Origin of the sequence: Affinundibacterium danionis (assembly GCF_042432465.1) — a bacterium.
GTDB classification, from domain to species: Bacteria; Pseudomonadota; Gammaproteobacteria; order Burkholderiales; family Burkholderiaceae_D; genus Undibacterium; species Undibacterium danionis.
In genome coordinates this window covers 364,425-380,351 of record NZ_JBHLXJ010000009.1, presented here as the reverse complement: position 1 = coordinate 380,351, position 15,927 = coordinate 364,425, and the positions used below count along the sequence as shown (strand labels likewise).

The 15,927-nt window shown below is 45.3% G+C and carries 17 protein-coding genes; 7 read left to right on the top strand and 10 right to left on the bottom strand.

Annotated features, from left to right (window positions below; all coding sequences use genetic code 11):
* Nucleotide 1 precedes the first annotated feature (1 nt).
* From ACFFJH_RS09900 to ACFFJH_RS09890, 3 genes are read right to left on the bottom strand one after another with little or no spacing between them, the layout of a single operon-like run.
* Complete coding sequence (locus ACFFJH_RS09900) at nucleotides 2-343, bottom strand: cupin domain-containing protein (RefSeq protein WP_390212050.1); 342 nt, start codon at nucleotides 341-343, stop codon at nucleotides 2-4.
* A 46-nt stretch (nucleotides 344-389) separates the two neighbouring features.
* Nucleotides 390-1,034, bottom strand: coding sequence for a lytic transglycosylase domain-containing protein (locus tag ACFFJH_RS09895; RefSeq protein WP_390212048.1), 645 nt, complete (start codon nucleotides 1,032-1,034; stop codon nucleotides 390-392).
* Nucleotides 1,035-1,042: 8 nt separating this feature from the next.
* Entirely contained in the window at nucleotides 1,043-2,779 is a 1,737-nt protein-coding gene (locus ACFFJH_RS09890; protein ID WP_390212046.1) for a proline--tRNA ligase, read from the bottom strand.
* Between the two features lie 494 nt (nucleotides 2,780-3,273).
* Here ACFFJH_RS09890 and ACFFJH_RS09885 point away from each other — a divergent pair, with 494 nt between their 5' ends.
* The 4 genes from ACFFJH_RS09885 to ACFFJH_RS09870 all read left to right on the top strand — a co-directional run bounded on the left by ACFFJH_RS09885 (nucleotide 3,274) and on the right by ACFFJH_RS09870 (nucleotide 5,794).
* On the top strand, nucleotides 3,274-3,906 hold the full coding sequence (locus tag ACFFJH_RS09885) for an RNA pyrophosphohydrolase (RefSeq protein ID WP_390212044.1): 633 nt from the start codon (nucleotides 3,274-3,276) through the stop codon (nucleotides 3,904-3,906).
* 2 nt (nucleotides 3,907-3,908) lie between these two features.
* Nucleotides 3,909-4,460 carry a CNP1-like family protein gene (locus ACFFJH_RS09880; protein WP_390212041.1) on the top strand — a complete coding sequence of 184 codons (552 nt, stop codon included), beginning with the start codon at nucleotides 3,909-3,911 and terminating at the stop codon, nucleotides 4,458-4,460.
* A gap of 337 nt (nucleotides 4,461-4,797) precedes the next feature.
* A complete protein-coding gene (rnk, locus tag ACFFJH_RS09875) occupies nucleotides 4,798-5,199 on the top strand; it encodes a nucleoside diphosphate kinase regulator (protein WP_390212416.1) in 402 nt (133 codons plus the stop codon).
* Nucleotides 5,200-5,377: 178 nt separating this feature from the next.
* Nucleotides 5,378-5,794, top strand: a complete 417-nt coding sequence (locus tag ACFFJH_RS09870; RefSeq protein ID WP_390212038.1) for a DUF3052 family protein — start codon at nucleotides 5,378-5,380, stop codon at nucleotides 5,792-5,794.
* A 50-nt stretch (nucleotides 5,795-5,844) separates the two neighbouring features.
* On the opposite strand, the gene ACFFJH_RS09865 is transcribed toward ACFFJH_RS09870, so the two are convergent.
* Nucleotides 5,845-6,378, bottom strand: coding sequence for a YceI family protein (locus tag ACFFJH_RS09865; RefSeq protein WP_390212035.1), 534 nt, complete (start codon nucleotides 6,376-6,378; stop codon nucleotides 5,845-5,847).
* Nucleotides 6,379-6,651: 273 nt separating this feature from the next.
* Here ACFFJH_RS09865 and ACFFJH_RS09860 point away from each other — a divergent pair, with 273 nt between their 5' ends.
* The 3 genes from ACFFJH_RS09860 to ACFFJH_RS09850 all read left to right on the top strand — a co-directional run bounded on the left by ACFFJH_RS09860 (nucleotide 6,652) and on the right by ACFFJH_RS09850 (nucleotide 7,823).
* Nucleotides 6,652-7,053, top strand: coding sequence for a VOC family protein (locus ACFFJH_RS09860; RefSeq protein ID WP_390212033.1), 402 nt, complete (start codon nucleotides 6,652-6,654; stop codon nucleotides 7,051-7,053).
* Between the two features lie 11 nt (nucleotides 7,054-7,064).
* Nucleotides 7,065-7,436: a YfeK family protein gene (locus tag ACFFJH_RS09855; RefSeq protein WP_390212031.1), complete on the top strand. Its 372-nt coding sequence runs from the start codon at nucleotides 7,065-7,067 to the stop codon at nucleotides 7,434-7,436.
* Between the two features lie 63 nt (nucleotides 7,437-7,499).
* Nucleotides 7,500-7,823 (top strand): low molecular weight protein tyrosine phosphatase family protein, encoded by a 324-nt coding sequence (locus tag ACFFJH_RS09850; protein WP_390212029.1) that lies wholly within the window; start codon nucleotides 7,500-7,502, stop codon nucleotides 7,821-7,823.
* An 835-nt stretch (nucleotides 7,824-8,658) separates the two neighbouring features.
* On the opposite strand, the gene ruvC is transcribed toward ACFFJH_RS09850, so the two are convergent.
* The 6 genes from ruvC to ACFFJH_RS09820 all read right to left on the bottom strand — a co-directional run bounded on the left by ruvC (nucleotide 8,659) and on the right by ACFFJH_RS09820 (nucleotide 15,727).
* Nucleotides 8,659-9,201 (bottom strand): crossover junction endodeoxyribonuclease RuvC, encoded by a 543-nt coding sequence (gene ruvC / locus ACFFJH_RS09845; protein ID WP_390212027.1) that lies wholly within the window; start codon nucleotides 9,199-9,201, stop codon nucleotides 8,659-8,661.
* Nucleotides 9,202-9,445: 244 nt separating this feature from the next.
* Complete coding sequence (purH, locus tag ACFFJH_RS09840; protein WP_390212025.1) at nucleotides 9,446-11,011, bottom strand: bifunctional phosphoribosylaminoimidazolecarboxamide formyltransferase/IMP cyclohydrolase; 1,566 nt, start codon at nucleotides 11,009-11,011, stop codon at nucleotides 9,446-9,448.
* A 21-nt stretch (nucleotides 11,012-11,032) separates the two neighbouring features.
* On the bottom strand, nucleotides 11,033-11,266 hold the full coding sequence (locus ACFFJH_RS09835; RefSeq protein ID WP_186892113.1) for a helix-turn-helix domain-containing protein: 234 nt from the start codon (nucleotides 11,264-11,266) through the stop codon (nucleotides 11,033-11,035).
* A 128-nt stretch (nucleotides 11,267-11,394) separates the two neighbouring features.
* Nucleotides 11,395-12,429, bottom strand: a complete 1,035-nt coding sequence (dusB, locus tag ACFFJH_RS09830) for a tRNA dihydrouridine synthase DusB (RefSeq protein WP_390212021.1) — start codon at nucleotides 12,427-12,429, stop codon at nucleotides 11,395-11,397.
* A 345-nt stretch (nucleotides 12,430-12,774) separates the two neighbouring features.
* On the bottom strand, nucleotides 12,775-13,293 hold the full coding sequence (locus tag ACFFJH_RS09825; RefSeq protein ID WP_390212019.1) for a peroxiredoxin family protein: 519 nt from the start codon (nucleotides 13,291-13,293) through the stop codon (nucleotides 12,775-12,777).
* Nucleotides 13,294-13,405: 112 nt separating this feature from the next.
* On the bottom strand, nucleotides 13,406-15,727 hold the full coding sequence (locus ACFFJH_RS09820; RefSeq protein WP_390212017.1) for a putative bifunctional diguanylate cyclase/phosphodiesterase: 2,322 nt from the start codon (nucleotides 15,725-15,727) through the stop codon (nucleotides 13,406-13,408).
* Nucleotides 15,728-15,927: the final 200 nt, after the last annotated feature.

The window sequence follows — 15,927 nt, the reverse complement described above, 5'->3', positions numbered from 1 at the left end:
TTTAGGATGCAGATGACGGGATTAAGACGATGCTCACCAACAAGACGCTTGCCTGCATCGCTTCTAATTGATGCTCGACACCGCCAGCGAAATATTGCAAATCGCCAGCATCGAGTGAATAGGTTTGTTGCTCCGATTTGACGGCTACCTCTCCAGCGAGACAATGGATGGTAATCGGACCATTGACATGATGCGGCGGTATGGTTTTACCAGCGGGTAAGACCATCCGTATCACTTCGAGATGCGGATCTTTGAATAAGGCCAGTGATTGCAAAGTATCCGTCGCTACATCTGCTGGCAGCACCGAACAGACCTGTCCAGATTGAAGATAGGGAATCGCCATGGTAGATCTCCTCGATGAAAATAAGCAACGCTCGCATTCAAATTCGCTAGCCTTTGAACTCCCAATTCTTCCAATTCGCTAGTACCGCATTCGGATATTCGGGACGCCCACGACTGCCGTTATAGCGCCCCAATGCCAAATACAAATTACCGCCTTCCATGTCGATGTACATGCGTAAAATCGAACAACCATAACGTAAATTCGTTTGCATTTGGAATAATTTTTTGGGATCACCATCGCCAATCACACGCGACCAAAATGGCATCACTTGCATATAGCCGCGTGCGCCAACGATAGACACCGCATATTTTTTGAAACCTGACTCGACTTGCATCAAGCCCAGCACCATTCCCGTATCCAAACCAGCGCGTTTAGACTCATACCAAACCGTCTCAAGAAATTCGAGGCGAGTTTGCTTATCGGGGATACGACGCTTGAGACGATCCGACATTTCGCCCAACCAATGCAGGTATTTAATCCTATCTTCAATTTTATCGAATGTCGGTTTGGGTGGACGTGGATCCGCCACGACTTTAGCAAGTGCAAGTCGAACCGAATCGGCGATGGCTTCTTCTTTTTGATTGCCCGCATTGGCCAACGACGACACGGCCACTAGTAGCGTAAGAAAACAAACGCGAGTTTGTCTTTTTAAAGAACAAACTCGCGCCAGTACGTCTTTTGTTAACTTCATTCTTAGATTTACTTCGCCTGCAACTTAGCGGTCAAGAAACTGAACATCTCTGCTACCGCAACATTGCTCGCCTCAGCATCACGACGACCTTTATATTCCAAATTGCCTTCTTTTAGACCACGATCACCGATCACGACGCGATGCGGCACACCGATTAATTCCCAATCCGCAAACATGGAGCCTGGACGCAAATCACGGTCATCCAGCAACACATCGACGCCTGCGGCTAATAAATCGGCATAGAGTTTTTCTGCTTGCTCTTTGACTGCAGGGCTCTTCTCCATACCCATAGGGCAAATTACGACTTCGAAAGGCGCAATCGCAGTCGGCCAGATAATGCCTTTGTCATCAAAATTTTGTTCAATCGCCGCACCCAAAATGCGAGTGATGCCAATCCCGTAGCAACCCATTTGCAATAATTGCGGCTTACCATTTTCATCGAGGAACGTCGCTTTCATGGATTCCGAATAGCTAGTGCCGAGTTGGAATACGTGACCGACTTCGATACCGCGTTGAATCGCCAACACGCCTTTGCCATCTGGTGATGGATCGCCAGCAACCACATTGCGCAAATCCGCCACCATAGGCTCAGGTAAATCACGCCCCCAGTTAGCACCAGTGAAGTGGAAATCTTCTTCGTTCGCGCCACACACAAAATCGCCCATCATCGCGACGGTGCGATCCGCCACCACTTTAACTGGCAACTTGGTATTCACGGGGCCGAGGTAACCGGGTTTTGTACCAAAGTGTTCGACGATTTCTTCTTCGCTTGCGAAACGGTAGTTGGCTAAGCCTGGTACTTTGCTCGCTTTGATCTCATTCAATTCATGGTCGCCGCGTATTAACAATAGCCAGACTTGCTTAGTGACTTTATTTTTTTCTTCGGTTTCAACAGTCAACACGATAGACTTAACCGTGTTTTGCAAAGGAATATTTAAAAGCTCTGCCACATCTTCACATTTAGCTTTACCTGGTGTCGCTGTTTTTGTTAAAGCCTGTGTCGCTGCCTGACGTTCGCTAAACAAAGACAAAGCTTCCGCCGCTTCCATATTCGCGGCGTAATCTGAAGTTGGGCAATACACCAAGGCATCTTCACCCGTTTCCGCAATCACGTGAAACTCATGTGAACCTGTACCGCCAATCGCGCCGTTATCCGCCGCTACCGCACGGAATTGCAAGCCGAAGCGATTAAAAATGCGGATGTAGGCGTCATACATGGTTTGGTAAGATTTTTTCAAACCATCCAAATCACGATCAAAAGAATAAGCATCTTTCATCGTGAATTCGCGACCACGCATCAAGCCGAAGCGTGGGCGGCGTTCGTCGCGGAACTTGGTTTGAATATGGTAAAAGTTAATCGGCAATTGGCGATAAGATTTAATCTCTTGACGCGCCACATCGGTAATTGCTTCTTCAGAAGTTGGCTGAATAATGAAATCACGACCATGGCGATCTTTTACGCGCATCAATTCCGCGCCGTACTTTTGCCAACGACCTGTTTCTTGCCACAGCTCAGCGGGCTGTACCACTGGCATCAACATTTCAATCGCGCCTGAGCGATCCATCTCTTCACGTACAATTTTTTCAACTTTACGAATGATGCGCAAACCCATAGGCATGTAGTTATAAATACCAGAACCGAGACGCTTAATCATCCCGGCACGCATCATTAATTTGTGGCTGACGATTTCAGCATCAGCAGGAGCTTCTTTTAAAGTGGAAATGAAAAAACGTGTGGCGCGCATGACTTGTTTCTTTTCAATAATGGAGGTTTAGAATGACATCAAAATGTTGCCAGCGTTGAGATGCAAAATCTGGAATTGATAGCTCTGAATTTTGAAACAACAACGCAGGAGCTTTTTTGTTGAAGTCCTAGGTTATAATCAACTCAATTTTAAAGGATATGCTGGCTCATGCGCTCACTCTTTGCATTTTTGATGGTGGTTTCGACGGCTTAATTGCACTTTTTTCGCTGGAATTAGGATTTTGAACGGAATTTCCGGGAAATCCCTAGGTTTTCAGCGTCAAAATCTTCGCCTTTCAGAATAAAGAATGAGCCCTGACCACGTTTGGGAATACTTAACAATTCGCTTAGGACACTTAAAATCTCGCCGATTTATTTCCGTGTGAGTTTTTTTGCGGACATGGTTTTAGCAATATGTAAAATGCAAAATACCAAACGCTAAAACACGCCTAAGCGAATATTGATTATTTCCCAAGAAATAATTGGGGTTAAACCATGTTGGATCGTGAAGGCTTTAGGCCTAACGTAGGCATTATTATGCTGAACGCCAATAATGAAGTCTGGTGGGGCAAACGAGTGCGCGAGCATTCTTGGCAATTTCCACAGGGCGGCATTAAATACGGCGAATCGCCGGAACAAGCCATGTTCCGCGAACTCGAAGAAGAAACTGGCTTGCTCCCCGAGCATGTCAAAATCATCGGTCGCACCCGTGACTGGCTACGCTATGAAGTACCAGATCACTTTATCAAACGCGAAATCCGTGGCCATTACCGAGGACAAAAACAGATTTGGTTCCTGCTGCGCATGGTCGGTCGCGATTGTGACGTAAATTTGCGCGCCAGCACTCATCCTGAATTCGACGCATGGCGCTGGCATGACTATTGGGTGCCACTAGATACTGTGATTGAATTTAAGCGTGGTGTCTATCAAATGGCACTGCAAGAATTGTCACGTTTCATTAATCGTCCCGATAGCCAACGTAAGCCTTACCATCAACGTGGACCGCGACGCACGCAAGACGCCAAACCGGGTAGCCTGCAGGCGAGTGTTGAACTAACCGCAAGTACCAATTCAGACCAACCGTTGCCGACTAGTCCAAACACCTCGACACCGAATAAGGAAACCTGATCATGCACCAGCTCACTCCACGTTTTTTCACTGCTCGTCCTATACAACAAGCTTTTCGGGCTTGCGGTTTGAGCGTGGGATTGAGCTTGTGTTTTATCTTCTCCGTCTCCTCTCAAGAAATCGCTGAGAAACCAGCAAAAGTCTGGGTTGATAGCCCAGTACAATTCCCTAGCGCACCAGCTCAAGAAAATCTGCTGCCCTTTTACAGTAACGAAAACCAGAGCTTTTTCATCGATAGCAAATCACTAGCTATCGTGACCGATGGCAGTTTGCGTTACACCATGGTTTCCATCAGCAAATCCGGCGCTAAAAATGTCAGCTATGAAGGTTTGCGTTGCGACACGTTCGAAAAACGCTTATTTGCATTTGGCCGCGCCGATGGCAGTTGGTCTCCTTCCCGTCGCAATGAATGGAATGAAATCAGCAACAAAGGTATCAATCAACAACATAGCACGCTGGCTTGGGATTTTGTGTGTGAAACGGGTAGCATCGCTGGCAATGTAGAAAAAATCATTCAACGCCTAAAAGCTAATCGCTCGCTCAAGCAACTCTAATAAATTGAAGATCGGCTCAAAATAAGCGCAAGCCAAGTTCAGAATAAGTTCAAGCAAACGACTTAATTGGTTTCCCGCTTTACGCCCCTAATATTACGCATACTGATTCGGTTTTAGCATGATATGGCAGTAGGCGTTTTACTATGTGTAGCGATATCAGCACTACCCAGCCGAAAGTTTAACGAGACTATCCCTTCCAAGCACAGCAACTACGATTGCCCCCACCCGATTAATATGTTAACGTCAGCCTCAGCTTCATTCATAAACGTCAAAAGCGTTGAAGCAGTTATATCGATTGATATTATTAAATCTTGTGAAGGAAATAGATGTGGAAGTCATGCCACCGATTATTATGTCCAGCCTTGATCAGGCGCGACTTGAGTTATTGTTAGAGTCAAATATTTATAGAAACTTACCAGGCGTCGATTTGCTAAGCCGCGAAATCGAACGTGCGAAAGTCTTAGAGCCAAGGGAAGTGCCGCCCGACCTCGTCACGATGAATTCGACCATTCGCTTCATTGACGACAGCACCGACTCTGAACTCGAATTGACCTTGGTCTATCCTAAAGATGCGGGGTCAGAAAAAACTATTTCGGTCCTCGCACCAGTTGGTAGCGCGCTGCTAGGGTTGTCGGTGAACCAGTCGATTTCTTGGGAAGTGCCTGGAACTAAAAAAGCCCAACTAAGGGTCTTGGAAGTGACTAGGCAGCCAGAAGCGCTAGGACAATTTCACCTGTAACATCAGTTATTAATGTTAGAGTTGTGCTAAACGGTCACCGCTAAACGATGCATCCGAGTCGCCCAATTTCGTGGGCGGCTCAAAGCAAAATTCTACTCAAAAAAATAATCCAGATGACCTAGTCTAAGGTCACATATTCAATATCAGCTTAGTCAATTTAACGCAGTTGGAGGCCAATATGAATGCACAAACTTCCGGTTATTCAGGCACGCCACTAGCCAAGAAATTAGGCATCACTGAAAACACTCAGGTATACACGATACAAGCGCCCGACGACTATTTGCAGTTACTCGCACCTATTCCTGAAGGTGTGCAATTTATGAAAAAGCTGGGCATATCTACCGATATCGTGCATGTCTTCACGAAAGAAAAGACGCAACTGCAAGCTGAATTAATCAAACTAAGAAGTACGATAAAAGCCAACGGCGTGATATGGATTTCGTGGCCTAAGAAAGCATCTAAAGTACCCACCGATATCACAGAAGATACGATACGAGAGATCGCTTTACCGCTGGGCTTAGTCGATATCAAGGTATGCGCGGTGAGCGAAATCTGGTCGGGCTTAAAACTGGTTATTCGTAAAGAACTGCGTTGATTTCTACCAACATGACGCGTTAGCTGGCATATAAACAAACGACTTAAACATCATTCCTTAATCGCCTCAACGCTAAAATACAAAGTTACTTCATCACTGACGAATGGCGTATAACGTCCCACATCAAAGTCGCTGCGCAAAATCTTGGCATTGCCATTTGCTCCGCAGGCAGTCTTAAAATACAAAGGCATAAATCGGCAACGAAAATGCGTTAGAGAAAACTTGACGCGCTTAGTGATATTTTTAATCGTCAAATCGCCTTCCAAAGCGACCACATTATCCTTCTCATCAAACTGGACAGCCGTCGATTTAAAACTGATCTTTGGATACACTTCTACATCAAAAAAATTACCTGATCGTAAAGCGCTGTCGAACAAACTATTGCCCGTACTTACCGACGCTGCGTCGATATCAAGTTGAACGCTACCTGTCTTCTTCTCTAAATCTAGTTCAATAAAGCCACTATTTTTTTCGAAGCGACCTTGTTGCAAACTTAATCCCCAATGTGAATATTCAAAAATAGAATACGTATGACTAGGATCAATGGCATAACGATCGGCAGCGAAGGCAAAAGAATTGAACATACTCAGCAACACCAGTCCCAAAGCACTATGTCTTATACATTTTAGAAAAAAGCTGATTTGATATGACATACAATACCCTCATTAGGCAACTTAGATTAGCGCGTTGTACATTGTAATGCGATTCTTTACACACAAGAAAAATCTGCCCCGAATAAATCACTTTTCCATTTTTGAAATGCAACAGAGAAGCGCGCGCCTGAGTATTCCAGAAGCTGCTGCCTAAACGACTACAAACCCACTTTGTACCGACTCCAAACAAATTAGGGAGATACAATGACACTTTCGCCGACAACTTGCATGGTACTTTTCGTAAGTGATGTACCGAAGATGACAAGCTTCTATCGCACCATAGCCAGCATGCAAATGCTACATGAGGAAGCGGACTACGCCGTTTTAAAAATTGAAGGATTCGAATTAGTTATCCATGCTATGCATACAGATTTTACGGATAACACTTCTGACCATGGAATCCCCAAAATACGTGAAGACGCTTATACAAAACTTTGCTTACCAGTTAGGAGCCTAGCCGCAGCCCGCCAACAAGCAAACGAATTGGGTGGCGCAATCAAAACTCGTGAACACGAATGGGGCGCCAGAGGATTTAGAGCCTGTGATGGGCACGACCCAGAAGGTAATGTTATTCAAGTACGCATGTCTGACAACCTAGAAAATTAAAGACTATTCATATGACTCTCAAACGTCGTTTCTTCTCTGCTGTTCTATTTAGCATCTGCGTCAATAGTGTCGCCGCGCAAACACCGCAAGTAACTCGTGCAGAAATTGATATGCTACTCAAAAAATTACAGATTTCGGGTTGCCAGTTCAACCGCAATGGCACTTGGTACACAAGCGCCGAGGCGCAATCGCATCTAAGCAAAAAACTAGAGTATTTCGAAAAAAAAGGCATGATCAATACCACTGAAGATTTCATCAAATTCGCCGCGTCGAGCAGTAGCACCAGTGGCAAGGCTTATCAAGTCAAATGCGGTAACGAAGCCGCCGTTGAGAGCAATAATTGGCTTAACAATCAATTGAAAACACTGCGAGCAGGAAAATAAACTCACATCAATTGTTTGCCTTACCGGTAAAGAATAGACTGAAAAAAATTCACAGAAAATCACATGAAAAGAGCGCTCTTCATCTGCACCCAAAATCGCCTACGCAGCCCAACTGCGGAACAAATTTTTGCATCATGGCCAGACGTAGAAACAGACTCCGCTGGCTTAGGTAACGATGCGAATACCCCACTATCTTCTGAACAAATCGCTTGGGCAAACATCATCTTCGTGATGGAGAAAACGCATCGTAGTAAGCTATCGAAAAAGTTCAGACCCTATTTGAGCAATAAGCGAATTATTTGTTTGGATATTCCGGATGATTATGAGTTTATGGATCCGGTGTTGATTTCTATTTTGAAGGTTAAGGTTGGGAAATTTTTGATATGATTTTTATTTTTGGGCTTTATACCGCGCGCGCAATTATGCTTCGTTAGTCGCAACTGGGTCTTTTTCCTCCATTTCATTTTCTCGAAAGTCCAACGTTCGCAGATCAGGTGTGACTCGACAGCCTATTAACTTTTAGTAGTTTTGAATTCTTACACTGAAATTGAAGATGCGCGTTATTTACGTTCACAGGTCGGGTGTGGCCCGACAGCCAATCACCTTTTTTGCTTCGCCAAAAAAGGTGATACCAAAAAGGCGACCGTAGAGTCTCCACTGCGCTGCTTGCAAGCAGCTTAGAGGTCGATGGCGCAAAGCATGCTTTGCGAAACCCCATCAATCTCCCCTCGGGTGCTTACGCTACGCTTTAGCATAATTTGTGCATCACAAAAAATGGGAAAGTGTTGAAACTCGCCTTTGGCTCAAACAACAACACTTTCTTATCTATTTTCTGTGACGCACAAATTACATCGTCTCAAACGGGGGTAGGGCAAAGTCAAAAACAACGACCTACAACTGATGTTAGAAAAATATACGACCGTTAGTTCTGATTGTTTTGAAGTTGCCGTTGCTTTTGACTTTGTTTTTTGACCTTTACCCACTTCTGACACTGCCAATTGTGCAAGACAGAAAATGGATAAAGAAAGCTTCGTTGTTTGAGCGCAGCGAGTTTCGAAGCTTTCCCATTTTTTGTCTTGCACAATTGGGAACCCGAAGGGCAGTGGCAGCGTGGTCGCCTTTCTTTGCTTACTTTCTTTGGCGAAGCAAAGAAAGTGAGCGGCCGTCGTGCCACACCCGACCTGCGAACAATGAAATGAACGTCCAAAGTTAATTCCAGAAATTATCCAATCAACCTCCCCGCCCTAACCCGCAACCCCTTCTTAGCCAACTCAGGCGCAATAGCACCAAGCGTCTTTAAAGTATCCCCGCTATGCGCATGACAAATCGCCACACCCAGCGCATCGGCAGCATCACTACTAGGCGTTCCAGATAAAGACAACAAGCGCTGCACCATGTCTTGCACTTGTTCTTTTTTAGCTTTGCCATGACCAACCACGCCTTGCTTTACTTGCAGCGCGGTGTATTCAGCAACAATGAGTTCAGCTTGCACCAAGGCACAGATCGCTGCGCCACGTGCTTGACCAAGTAAGAGTGTGGATTGAGGATTGACGTTAACGAATACCTTTTCAATTGCGGCGCAATCGGGTTGGTAGGTTTGAATGATTTCTGTAACGCCGGAGAGGATAGTTTTCAAACGTTCTGGCAAAGTGCCTTCGACTGTTTTGATGGTACCTGAGGCGATGTAAGTGAGCTTACTGCCCTGCTTATAGACGACACCGAAACCTGTGGTGCGCAAACCGGGATCGATGCCGAGGATTTTCATTTGTGCTTGCTTCTGATAAATGATCGTTAGCAAATTATACGCAGAACTTGGGTTTTCACGTATGAGTTCTTCCCACAGAATAATCGCCTTAGGCTAGAGAAAAAAAATAAGCTAACAATAATGCGCTTGGAATTCGAGTATCGAGATGCAGTTCAAGGCGCAAAGCACAGCAATACAATACGTCGGTATTGCGAGCATTTGCAACGATGAAATGCGCTCGAGACTCGGATTCAAGGCGTATTATTTAATGACGGAAGTGACGCACGCCCGTATACAACATCACCACACCACGCTCATCCGCAGCATCGATCACTTCTTGATCGCGCATAGAACCACCAGGATGAATTACACAGGTTGCGCCAGCATCGACGACGACATCGAGACCATCGCGGAACGGGAAGAATGCGTCAGACGCGACTGCGGAGCCTTGCAAAGTTAAACCCGCATTTTGTGCTTTGATCGACGCAATACGTGCAGAATCAATACGACTCATTTGACCAGCGCCCACACCCAAAGTCATGCCGTTACCGCAGAACACAATCGCATTCGATTTGACATATTTAGCGACGCGCCATGCGAACATCATGTCGGCCATTTGTTGCGGTGTCGGTTGCAATTTGCTGACAACGCGTACATCGGCTGGCAATACATTTTTCGCATCTGGCGCTTGGACTAACAAGCCACCGCCAACACGTTTGACGTCGTATTGATTCACGCCTAAGCCCAATGGAATTTCGAGCAAACGTACGTTTTGTTTCGCAGCGAAAATTTGTTTTGCTTCGGCTGTGAATGAAGGCGCAATCAAGACTTCGACGAATTGTTTTGCGACTGCTTCTGCTGCTGCACCATCACAAACGGTGTTAAACGCAATAATGCCGCCAAACGCGGAAGTTGGGTCTGTTTGCAACGCTTTGCTATAGGCTTCCAACGCGGTCGCGCCGATTGCTACGCCACATGGATTCGCATGCTTCACGATCACGCACGCGCCTGTGTCGAAAGACTTCACGCATTCCCATGCTGCATCCGCGTCGGCGATGTTGTTGTAAGACAGTTCCTTGCCTTGCAATTGCACATAGTTCGCCAATGCACCTGCGACTGGCGCCAGATCGCGGTAGAAAGAAGCGGATTGATGTGGGTTTTCACCGTAGCGCATTTCTTGCACTTTTTCGAAATGCATATTCAAAGTTTGTGGATACGCACTGCGTGTTGTATGCGCTTTATCTTCACCCAAACTGGTCAAATAATTGGTGATCGCGCCATCGTATTGTGCAGTGTGCGCAAATACTTTTTTTGCCAGCATAAACTTGGTGTCATACGACACCACATTATTACCTGCCTTCATCTCCGCTAAGACTGTTGTGTAATCACTAGGATCGCAAATTACGACTACGTCTTTATGATTTTTCGCAGAGGAGCGCAACATGGTTGGGCCGCCGATATCAATGTTTTCAATCGCGTCTTCCAAAGAGCATTCTGCTTTCGCCACAGTAGCTTGGAATGGATAGAGATTGACAACCACCATATCTATCGTTGGAATGCCGTGTTTTTCTAAGGCCGCTTGATGTTCAGGAAAATCACGACGTGCCAAAATACCGCCGTGCACTTTCGGATGCAACGTCTTGACACGACCATCGAGCATCTCTGGAAAACCTGTGTAATCAGCGACTTCAGTCACTGGCAAACCATTGTCTGCCAAGAGTTTCGCAGTACCGCCTGTGGACAATAGTTTGACGCCCATGGCATTAAGTTCACGGGCAAATTCGAGAACACCAGTTTTGTCCGATACGGACAGGAGAGCTTGTTTGATCATGATAGAGAGATTGAAATAAAATTAAAGAAGACCGTGTTGCTGCAATTTTTTGCGCAAAGTATTGCGATTAATACCGAGCATGTCTGCAGCCTGAGATTGATTGCTATCGGTGCGTGTCATGACCATTTCTAACATCGGCTTTTCAACCGCCAACACCACCATATCGTAAATATTCGAAGCAGGTTGTTCTCCCAAATCACGGAAATATTTTTCCAGATTTTTGTGAACGGCTTCTTGAATGCTTTCTTTACTCATACTGAATTTTCTTCTTATTAATGAATTCGACTAACGATAAAACTGCTGTGAATTCAAGGGTTAAACTAAATAAAACTACCACCAAAATAGTGCACATAACTCGCACCAAATACCATTAGGAAAATAACTCAAGCAGCTAAGGCTTGCGCTAATTCTCCGTTCGTATTCATCTCGGAGGGGCGGTATTGTAACCGTTCTGTCGGTCGACTATCAAAAAACATGTTGACCGCCGCCAATTGTTCCTCACAAGTTTCCAACTTATTCATTTGCTGGCGAAAGCCTTCGCCATCCACCAAATCTTCCACATACCAACCTATGTGTTTGCGCGCGGTGCGCACGCCCATAAACTCGCCATAAAACGCATAATGCTCGCGCAAATGACGGTCTAACAATGCTTTAACTTCCGATACCAAAGGCGCTGGCAAATAGGTGCCCGTCTTTAAGTAATGATCGATTTCTCTAAAAATCCACGGCCGTCCTTGCGCCGCGCGACCGATCATGATGGCATCGGCACCCGTGACTGCCAACACGTATTTGGCTTTCTCAGGTGTCGTAATATCGCCATTCGCCACTACCGGGATACGTGCTTGTGCCTTCACTGCGGCAATGGTCTCGTATTCTGCATCGCCCTTGTAGCCATCGGCACGTGTGCGTCCGTGCAAAGTCAACATCGCAATCCCAGCCGATTCGGCAATACGCGCAATTTGCAAAGCATTCTTGTTCGCTCTATCCCAACCAGTGCGAAACTTCAAAGTCACCGGCACATCGACCGCAGCAACTACGGCATCCAAAATCTCACCGACGAGTTTTTCATCTTGTAGCAAAGCAGAACCGCACCATGCATTACAAACTTTTTTAACTGGGCAGCCCATATTGATATCGATGATTTGCGCACCTTTATCGACATTGTATTTTGCGCATTCCGCCAACATCTTGGGATCAGCTCCCGCGATCTGCACTGCTTTGGGTTCCATCTCACCTTCGTGATTGGTACGACGCGTGGACTTCTCGGTTTCCCATAATTTAGGATTTGATGCAGCCATTTCTGATACGGCATAACCCGCACCCAAGTCTTTACACAATTGGCGAAATGGCCTATCGGTCACACCAGCCATGGGCGCGACAAAAATATTATTCTTCAGCTGATAAGAGCCTATGTGCACGATGTAGAACCTTGGGAGAATCGGAGGAATTTCGAGGAAGCGCTATTCTACCTGAAAAGCTGCCTAAATAATTAGCAAAATCACGCCTTAGACGGAACAATATTTTTTAATTTAGAGTGGGTTTTCAATAGACTTTTTTGTGAAATCTTGTTCAATTAAATAGCAAACTGTAGCGATCCAGCGATAGCCGTAAAATTTTAAAACAAAGTAAAAATAAGAATTGAAGAAGGATAGGTACACTCTGAACTTACTGCGCTAGGATAGGCGCAATGCTGGAAAATCGAAGCACATTGAAAACAAAACTGTAGCGACGCCAAGCATAAAGTTCCTGTACCTAGCTTGGTATCAAGCTTGCTTCAATAGTTGCGCTAACAATTGATCTAATTCAGCAAAGGAAGGTTCACCGACATAGCGTTTAATGACCTTGCCTTGTTTGTCGATCACAAAGGTGGTTGGGGTTAACTTGACGTCACCAAATGCTTGCGCGATTTTACCCTCAACATCCAATACGACTTGAAAAGGCAATTGACGGGTTTCAGTAAAATTGAGTACATAGTTCGGCGGATCATAACTCATCGCTACCGCAAAAAACTCCAGTCCCTGCGCGCGAAATTTCTCATAGCTAGCGATCATCTGCGGCATCTCTTTAATACAAGTGGTACAAGATGTCGCCCAAAAATTCACCATATACACTTTGCCTTGCAAACTTTGCGTACTAGTTTTATCACCTTTCAAATTAGTAAAACTCAGCGTTGGCGCAGCTTGTTTAGCATTCAAAGACTGATAAGCAAAAAATGCGGCTATCCCTAACACGATTGCTAGCAATAAAGTCCAGACTATTTTTTTTGAATTATTCGTTGTCATAAAAAAGTGCGCTGAGAAAATAAGTGAGAATTATACGTGGATACGGCGCAGCGTGCGCTCCACCAGCCCGTTAGTTATATACCAAGCATGCATCAAACTACACGACTAGGCTTTACGAAAGCGCCGCCAACCAAGCATCAGGTGTTTGCGGGCGCGAATATAAAAAGCCTTGCAAGGAATCACAACCATTAGCAATCAAATACCGCGCCTGTGCTTCCGTTTCCACCCCTTCCGCCACGACTTTCAATCCAAATTGTTTTGCCATGGACAATATAGAACCAACGATCGCCGTACCATTCGCGTCACCAGGGATATCTTGCACAAAACTCTTGTCGATTTTCAATTCATACAGCGGTAAGCGCTTCAAATAATTTAAACTGGAATAACCAGTTCCAAAATCATCAATAGAAAAGCGTATCCCTAATGCCGATAATTTAGACATTCTGGCGATGGTTTCTTGTAGATCGTCAATAAACAAACCTTCTGTCACCTCGAAGATCAAGTGAGAGCCATCAAGCTCATAATGCGCCAAAATTGCCGTCACCTTATCGACGAAATCGGCCTGCCGGAATTGTTTGGGACTGACATTGACGGATAAGGGAAAATCACACGCATGGCGACGCAATAACAAAGCAATCTCACACGCCTGAGCGATCACCCAGTCCCTCATCCTGACAATCAAACCAGATTCTTCGGCCATGGGAATAAATACGACAGGAGAAACCATACCGCGATCTTTGTTGTGCCAGCGCATTAATAGCTCGGCCCCTACCGCTTGCCCGGCCTCATTCACTTGCGCCTGCATTACCATGTGCAACTCGCCCAAATCTTGCGCCTTTGCTAGATCATGTTCCAGCGTAAGACGCTGTTCAACTTCGGTTTGCATGGTGCCTTCAAAGAAGGCTATTTGATTGCGCCCCGCTGATTTGGCTCTGTACATTGCGGTATCCGATTCGCGCAACAAGTCATCGACTGACTGCCCTACTTTTGGCAAAAGCGTGACACCGATACTGCAACTTGAACTATAAGTCTGTCCATCAATTTCAAACTCTTTACAGAGTGCGAGTCGGATTTTATCCGCCACCGTTAACGCCAACTTGCCAGCGAACTCAATATGACTATCGAGATTATCGACCAACACCACAAATTCATCACCACCGATACGGGCTACTGTATCCACCTCGCGCAAGATACCTGATAAACGCTTGGCTACCTCAACCAGCAAGATGTCCCCAGTGGCATGGCCGCGCGCGTCATTGATCGTTTTGAAGTGATCTAGATCGATAAATAAGACCGCACTAAAATGACCTGTACGCTGCGCGCTAGCGAGTAATACACTCATGCGATCTCGCAGCAAACGCCGGTTTGGCAGGCCGGTTAATACGTCAAAAAACGCCAAGCGGTAAATATCCAATTCCGCTTTTTTACGTTCAGAAATATCACGCTCAATCGCGACATAATTGCTGCACGCACCTGTGCTGTCGTTAATCGGTTGAATATCGACTTCCAACCAAAATTCTTTGCCTGCTTTGCTATAACTGATAATTTCAGAACGTAGCGCTTGCTGGTTATGCATCGCGGTATGAATGCGAGCAATCTCATGTGGATCTGAATTTTGCCCGTACAAAATATCCAGATTCTTACCTAACACTTCTTTTCTATCAAACCCACTGATACGTTCAAATGCTCGATTGACAAATACTAACTGCGGTCCTTCGTCGCTTAAATCATTGTCAGTAATCATGACCATATCATTCAAATTTTCAACCGCCGCCGAAATGAGCCGGAGTTCTTCATTGGCTTTGCGTAAAGACTTTTGTTCGCCTTTTAATGATTGGCTAATCTCCATTTGCTTTCTTAAGGATTCCTCTAAACGGCGCAATAGAACCCCACAAGTAATCGTAATTACCGAGCTAATAAAAGTGAAATTTAAAGTAATGATGATCCAACGCAAAAATGGTCGGTCATGGTAACGATCAAATTGCAAATCAATATCTGCAAAAAAACCTATCGTCAATAGTGTGATGGCATTGACCACCAAAATCACGATGGCGGGACGTAAGCCGAGTAATAAAGAAGTAAGTACCGGAACCGCTAACAAATAAATCTGACTGACTGGGCCGACCTTCAACAAAAAAAACACGCCCACCAGATAGACAATAAAAAGGAAATTCCAACTACGCGCCACAAAACTTAAACCACGCCCACGCCATAAGGTAAAAAGCCAAGCTATCGCCAGCATATCGATCAGTACAATAGAATACAATTGATCACGGAATGCTAGCAAGATACTGGGTACCGCGGTCAGCGCGCCCAGAGACATGGTTACCAGTAAGATCGCCGATAACATTTCGTTGCGCCACAACCGCAGGTCTTTTGTTGGCAGGCGCTGAGCTCTTAAAAAACGACGTAAATAATAACGGGCGATCTTCAATTACTAAGCTCCTTGATCGGCTAGTAAATTAACTAGTAAGTCGGGGGAATAAATTGAATAGCAATAAAGTACCAGTTCTCTTTTATACGCTGTTTCGCCCTTGCTGAAAAGTATTTTTCTTAGGTTCACAAATAAGTTGAACTACCATAGCAACATTCATCAAATTCGCGTAACTTGTCTGCAAGGAATTCTGAAGCAAC

What these genes read in the sequence shown, in the direction of transcription:
- ACFFJH_RS09900 (WP_390212050.1), bottom strand. Translation starts at nt 343, where the DNA reads ATGGCGATTCCCTATCTTCAATCTGGACAGGTCTGTTCGGTGCTGCCA.
- ACFFJH_RS09895 (WP_390212048.1), bottom strand. Translation starts at nt 1,034, where the DNA reads ATGAAGTTAACAAAAGACGTACTGGCGCGAGTTTGTTCTTTAAAAAGA.
- ACFFJH_RS09890 (WP_390212046.1), bottom strand. Translation starts at nt 2,779, where the DNA reads ATGCGCGCCACACGTTTTTTCATTTCCACTTTAAAAGAAGCTCCTGCT.
- ACFFJH_RS09885 (WP_390212044.1), top strand. Translation starts at nt 3,274, where the DNA reads ATGTTGGATCGTGAAGGCTTTAGGCCTAACGTAGGCATTATTATGCTG.
- ACFFJH_RS09880 (WP_390212041.1), top strand. Translation starts at nt 3,909, where the DNA reads ATGCACCAGCTCACTCCACGTTTTTTCACTGCTCGTCCTATACAACAA.
- rnk (WP_390212416.1), top strand. Translation starts at nt 4,798, where the DNA reads ATGCCACCGATTATTATGTCCAGCCTTGATCAGGCGCGACTTGAGTTA.
- ACFFJH_RS09870 (WP_390212038.1), top strand. Translation starts at nt 5,378, where the DNA reads ATGAATGCACAAACTTCCGGTTATTCAGGCACGCCACTAGCCAAGAAA.
- ACFFJH_RS09865 (WP_390212035.1), bottom strand. Translation starts at nt 6,378, where the DNA reads ATGTTCAATTCTTTTGCCTTCGCTGCCGATCGTTATGCCATTGATCCT.
- ACFFJH_RS09860 (WP_390212033.1), top strand. Translation starts at nt 6,652, where the DNA reads ATGACACTTTCGCCGACAACTTGCATGGTACTTTTCGTAAGTGATGTA.
- ACFFJH_RS09855 (WP_390212031.1), top strand. Translation starts at nt 7,065, where the DNA reads ATGACTCTCAAACGTCGTTTCTTCTCTGCTGTTCTATTTAGCATCTGC.
- ACFFJH_RS09850 (WP_390212029.1), top strand. Translation starts at nt 7,500, where the DNA reads ATGAAAAGAGCGCTCTTCATCTGCACCCAAAATCGCCTACGCAGCCCA.
- ruvC (WP_390212027.1), bottom strand. Translation starts at nt 9,201, where the DNA reads ATGAAAATCCTCGGCATCGATCCCGGTTTGCGCACCACAGGTTTCGGT.
- purH (WP_390212025.1), bottom strand. Translation starts at nt 11,011, where the DNA reads ATGATCAAACAAGCTCTCCTGTCCGTATCGGACAAAACTGGTGTTCTC.
- ACFFJH_RS09835 (WP_186892113.1), bottom strand. Translation starts at nt 11,266, where the DNA reads ATGAGTAAAGAAAGCATTCAAGAAGCCGTTCACAAAAATCTGGAAAAA.
- ACFFJH_RS09825 (WP_390212019.1), bottom strand. Translation starts at nt 13,293, where the DNA reads ATGACAACGAATAATTCAAAAAAAATAGTCTGGACTTTATTGCTAGCA.